We start from the raw sequence: 4986 nt of genomic DNA on the forward strand, positions 1-4986 counted from the left end.
AGCGGCGGGCGCCGGGGCGGCCGGCGCGGGAGCCGCCTGCGTCGGGGCGACGACGTGGTGGTCGGGGCTGGGCCGCACGCCCGCGGTCGGCCGGATGGCGATCGCCAGCGAGACGACCAGGGCCGTCACGCCGACGACGAAGATCGCGGCCAACCCGCTCCCGATCAGCCGGAAGGACCTGCGGTCGCGATAGCCGCCATCGACCAGCTGGGTCGGGTGCTCGCCGGTGAAGGCCTCGTCGACGTCATCGGCCACGGCGCTGTAGGCAAGCGCGTCCACCGCCCCACCGGCCGGTGTTTCGAAATATCCCGGGGCAACCGCGAACGGGTTGATGGCGCCGGTGCCCGGGTCCTGGGCGTAGGCCAGCGCGGCGGTGGAAGACGCGAACAACGGGGCGTGCGCCGACGCCAGCGCCGCGCCGCGGGCCAACGCCGTGTCGGGCTCCTCGGGCGCCGACAACGGCAGCGTGGTCGCCGCCTCGAGCGCCGGCTTGATCATCGGGATGTCGATCCCGGAACCGACGACGAACACGCCGTCGGGCCGGTTCGCCAGCGCCTCGGCGCCGGAGACCATCGAGGCCAGCTGCGTCACCGCCGCGTCGTCGTCGGCAGGCAGCGGCTGCCGGTAGACGTCGGTGACCGACCCGTCGGCGCTGTCGACGATCGCGAGGGTCGCGGTGTCGGGCTCGATGTACAGCAGCGCCGTGCGCGCGTAGTTGGTTTGGTTGCCCACCGTTTGGGCCAGCGCGGCGGCGGCCAGGAAGGCCGAGACCAACATCACATTCTCGACCTTGTGGGCGGCCAGCGCATCGCGCAGCGCGGCCGCCTCGATCGGGTCGGTGAAGGTTACGCCCGTCGACGCCAGTTGGTAGCCGCCCTCCGTGGCGCCCTCGCGGGTGCCCAGGATCGCCGAAACCACCTGGTCGGCCGCGGTGACGGTTGCCGCGTCGTCGTCGTTGGCCACATCGAAGTTATCCTCATCGACCGTGGCGCCATCGCCGTTCTCGCCTTCGACCAGCACCATACGGACGGCCGTCGGCGCCATCGACACGCCAAGCACGGTGTCCAAAGCTCCTCCATTGTTCGTTTGCCAGCCAGTGCGGGCGGGGGACGCGCTTGCCGCGTGCGTCAGCGACTGAGGCGCGCTGTAGTCCCCACCCTGTATTCCCCTAGTCTCCCGATTTTACGCGGGTTGATGCGCTCGCGGCCGGGCTAGGGGCCCAGGATTCCATGCCCGAGGTGACGGCGCAGCCAGCCCCAGCGATCGTCGTGATCGTCGTCCCTGGGCAGCGACGGCGGCCACTGCGCAGGGGGATTCGCACTCGGCCCCGGTTGCGGCGCGGCGGGCGCGGGAGCCGGCGGCGGGGCGGACGGCGCTGGCGGCGCGGGCGGCGGCGCTTGCGGGGGTGGTGGCGCCGCCTGCGTCGCCGGGGCGACGACATTCTTGCCGATATCCGGTCGCTGCTGGGCGTGCGGCCGGATGCCGATGGCGAGCGCCAGCGCCGCGGCACCGACGACGAGAATCGCGGTCGCGCCGAGGACTGCCAACAGTTTTCGGCTGCGTCGCTCGCCGTCGTCCCGGTGGTCGTCGGCCGGGGCCGCGGCTTCGGCGCTGTAGGCCAGCGCGGGCGCGGGTTCCTCGACATAGGGCATGGCGACCGTGCTCGGCGCCCCCAATTGCTGGTGGGCCGCCGCCAACGCGGCGCCCCGCGCCAGCGCCATCTCGGGTTCCTCGGGCACCGTCACCGACAGCGATGTCGCCGCTTCCAGCGCCGGCTTGAGCGACGGGATGTCGACGCCGGAACCGACGAGCACTATCCCGTCGGGGCGACCGCGCAGCGATTCAGCGGCCCCGACCATCGCGGCCAGCTCCGCGAGCGCGGCATCGTCGCGGTGGGGCAGCGGTTTTCGTTGCACGTCGGCGATCGAACCGTCCGCGGTGTCGACGAGGGCCAGCGTCGCGGCGGTCGGCTCCACGAACAGCAGTGCGGTGCGGGCGCAATTGGTTGCGCTGGCGACCGCCTGAGCCAGCGCCGCCGCGGCCACGAACGCCGAAACCAGCACGACGTTTTCGATCTTGCGTTCCGCCAAGGCCTTTCGCAGCGCCGCGGCGGCGGTTTGGTCGGTCCACGTCACCCCGCTCGACCTCACCTGATAGCCGCTTTCGACCGCGCTTTCGGTGGTGCCGAGAATGGCCCCGATCACCTGGTCGACCGCAGCGACACCCGCGACCGCAAAGTTGGCCTCATCGACGGTGACGCCACCGGCACCCGCACCCTCCACGAGCACCATGCGGACCGTCTCGGGCGCCAGTGACACCCCAAGGACGATGTCCACCGCTCCCCCGTTCTCCAAAGTCATTCGCTGCCAGCCTGATTGACCCGCGACTGGGCTCCAGTCAGCCACCCTAGCCCGCGGGCCGGGAGGCGCCTGGCGGCGCCGGACGGTTACCTGTGCCCGAAGCCACCGAATCCGTGGCCGCCGCCGAATCCATGCCCGCCGCCGAAGCCACCGAACCCGTGCCCGCCGCCGAACAGACCATGCCCCCCGAAACCGCCGTGCCCGCCGCCGAAGGGACCGTGCCCGCCGAACGGGCCCCGGAAGGGCCCGTGGCCGCCACCGAAGGGGCCGCGCGGCGCCGGTCCGCCGCCGAAGGGACCTCGGACCGGCGGCCCGACGACCGGCACGCGAGGCACCGGAACGAACACCGGTGGCGGAACGACGGGAAGCCGGACGGGCGGGGCCGCGGGCACCGGCGCCGCGGCGGGGGGCGCGATGGGATGCGGCGCCGCGACCGGAGCCGGCGCCCGGATCTTCGGCTGGGCCTGAGGCACCGGAGCGGGCGCGGGCGGCTGCGCGGGAGCGATGATGTTTTCGTTCGGGCTGGGCCGTAACGCCACCGTCGGGCGGATCCCGATCGCCAGCGCGATCTCCAGCGCCACCACCGCGCTGATGAAGATCACCGCGAGCGTGCTGCCCACCAGCAGGACCGACTTGCGCCGCTGGGCGTCCTCCAGGCCGATGGCCGTGTGGGCCTCCGCGTCCTCGTCGGGCACGGCGCTGTAGGCAACGTTGGGCTTGCCGCTGTCGGCATCGGCCGGCTCCGGGGCGCTGCGGTATTCGGGTTGGTACGCGGGCAGCAGGCCGGGAACCTGGCCGGCGAGCGCCAATGGGTCAACCTCGCCCGTGCCCGGGTCCAGTGCGTAGGCCAGCGCCGCCGTGGACGACGCGAACAACGGCGCGTTCGCCGAGGCCAGCGCCGCGCCGTGGGCGAGCGCCAGCTCCGGCTCGTCGGGAGCCGACACCGCAAGCGAAGTCGCGGCCTCCAGGGCCGGCTTGATCAGCGGGATGTCGACGCCGGAGCCGACGACCACCACACCCTCCGGGCGTGTTTCCAGCGCTTCGGCGCCCGACACCATGTCGACGAGCTCGGCCACCGCCTCGTCTTCGTCGTCGGCCAGAGCCCTCCGATGGACGTCCGAGATGGACCCGTCCGCCGTGTCGACCACCGCCAACGTCGCGGTGTAGGGCTCGACGAAGAGCAGCGCCGTGTGCGCATAGTCGGTGGCATCGCCCACGGCCTGCGCCAGGGCGGCGGCGGCCATGAAGGCCGAGACCAGCATGACGTTTTCGATCTTGTGGGCGACGAGCGCGTCCCGCAGCAGCGCCGCCTCGACGTGATCGGTCCACGTCACTCCTGTGGACAGCAGTTGGTAGCCGCCCTCGTCGGCGCCTTCGCGCGTGCCCAGGATGGCCGAGACGACCTGGTTGGGCGCCGCGGAAGGAGCCGTCGGCGACCGGTCCGCGTCGACGTCGAAGTTGTCCTGGTCGACGGTGGCGCCGTCGGCGCATTCGCCTTCCACCAACACCATGCGGACCTTCGTCGGCGCCATCGAGACGCCAAGCACGATGCCCACCACCGCTGAAACTCTCCCTTGATAGTTCGCTGCGTCGCGGCCACAGCCGCGGCGACAACGCGTTCCGTCAGACTCTCTTGCCACAGCAGCTCGGGCTCCGAGAATCCACTATTCGCCGGGCGTTATGAAGTTCTGGTTGTGAGGAGACGGGGCGGCGCGGGTTTTCGGCCAGCCCAACGTTTCGAGCCTACCCGCGTACCGGCGGGGGTGTTAAGCGTGAAGCCGGCCGCGCCGGCCGTGTCGCGACGCCGGGCGATCGGGCCCTGCGTGTGGTTAGTGGTGCCCGCCACCGCTGTGACCACCACCACCGCCGCCGAAGCCGCCACCACCGCCGAAGCCGCCGTGACCGCCGCCACCGAACGGACCGCCGCCGCCCCCACCGAACGGACCGCCGCCGCCGCCGAAGCCGCCGTGACCGCCGCCACCGAACGGGCCGCCGCCGCCGCCAAACGGACCCCCGCCGCCGCCGAACGGACCGCCGCCCGGAGCGCCGCCGCCGCCGAAGGGACCGCCGCCGGGGGCGCCGCCGCCGCCGAAGGGTCCGTGACCGCCGAACGGACCGGAACCACCACCGAACGGACCGGGACCGGCCGGCGGGCCGCCGCCCGGACCGCCGCCGGGACCGCCGCCTAGCGGTCCGTGACCACCGAACGGCCCGTTACCGCCCCCGAACGGCCCGTTACCGCCGAATGGTCCGTGACCACCGAACGGTCCGGGGCCGGCGGGCTCGCCGCCGCCCGGACCCCCGGGACCTTCGCCCGGGACGTGGATGGGTCCGCCGCCGGGGCCACCCGGGCCCGTCACCGGGGGCGGGAAGTGCCCGCCGCCGGGACCGCCGGGGCCTTCGCCCGGGATGGGTAGATGGCCTTCGCCGGGAGGAATTTGATGCGGCGGCGAATGGGGAACCGTGACGCCGCCCTGGGGCGGCACGGGCTGCGGGATATGCACGGGCGGTTGCGGCAGCACCGGGCGCGGGGCCTGGATGATCGGCGGGCTGACCACCGGGTTTGGAATGGGCAGGCGGATCGGTGGCACCGGGATCGGCGCCACGGGAGGGATCACGACCGGTA

The 4986-nt window shown here is 73.2% G+C and carries 5 protein-coding genes; 2 read left to right on the forward strand and 3 right to left on the reverse strand.

All coding sequences use genetic code 11. The annotated features are described in order from the left end of the window. The 3 genes from A5673_RS19035 to A5673_RS19045 all read right to left on the reverse strand — a co-directional run. The coding region (locus A5673_RS19035) for a hypothetical protein (RefSeq protein ID WP_231971133.1) at positions 1-1023 on the reverse strand (1023 nt) is incomplete at its 3' end. Positions 1024-1211: 188 nt separating this feature from the next. Beyond that, positions 1212-2336, reverse strand: coding sequence for a hypothetical protein (locus A5673_RS19040; RefSeq protein ID WP_068235767.1), 1125 nt, complete (start codon positions 2334-2336; stop codon positions 1212-1214). A 110-nt stretch (positions 2337-2446) separates the two neighbouring features. Further along, on the reverse strand, positions 2447-3919 hold the full coding sequence (locus tag A5673_RS19045) for a hypothetical protein (RefSeq protein ID WP_068235769.1): 1473 nt from the start codon (positions 3917-3919) through the stop codon (positions 2447-2449). 213 nt (positions 3920-4132) lie between these two features. Between A5673_RS19045 and A5673_RS30660 the strand changes: the two genes are divergently transcribed. Next, positions 4133-4549: a hypothetical protein gene (locus tag A5673_RS30660; protein ID WP_068235772.1), complete on the forward strand. Its 417-nt coding sequence runs from the start codon at positions 4133-4135 to the stop codon at positions 4547-4549. A gap of 63 nt (positions 4550-4612) precedes the next feature. Continuing rightward, entirely contained in the window at positions 4613-4777 is a 165-nt protein-coding gene (locus A5673_RS30665) for a hypothetical protein (protein WP_156748387.1), read from the forward strand. The last annotated feature ends 209 nt before the right edge of the window (positions 4778-4986 follow it).

The organism is Mycobacterium sp. E3198, from assembly GCF_001667015.1.
Lineage (GTDB): Bacteria > Actinomycetota > Actinomycetes > Mycobacteriales > Mycobacteriaceae > Mycobacterium.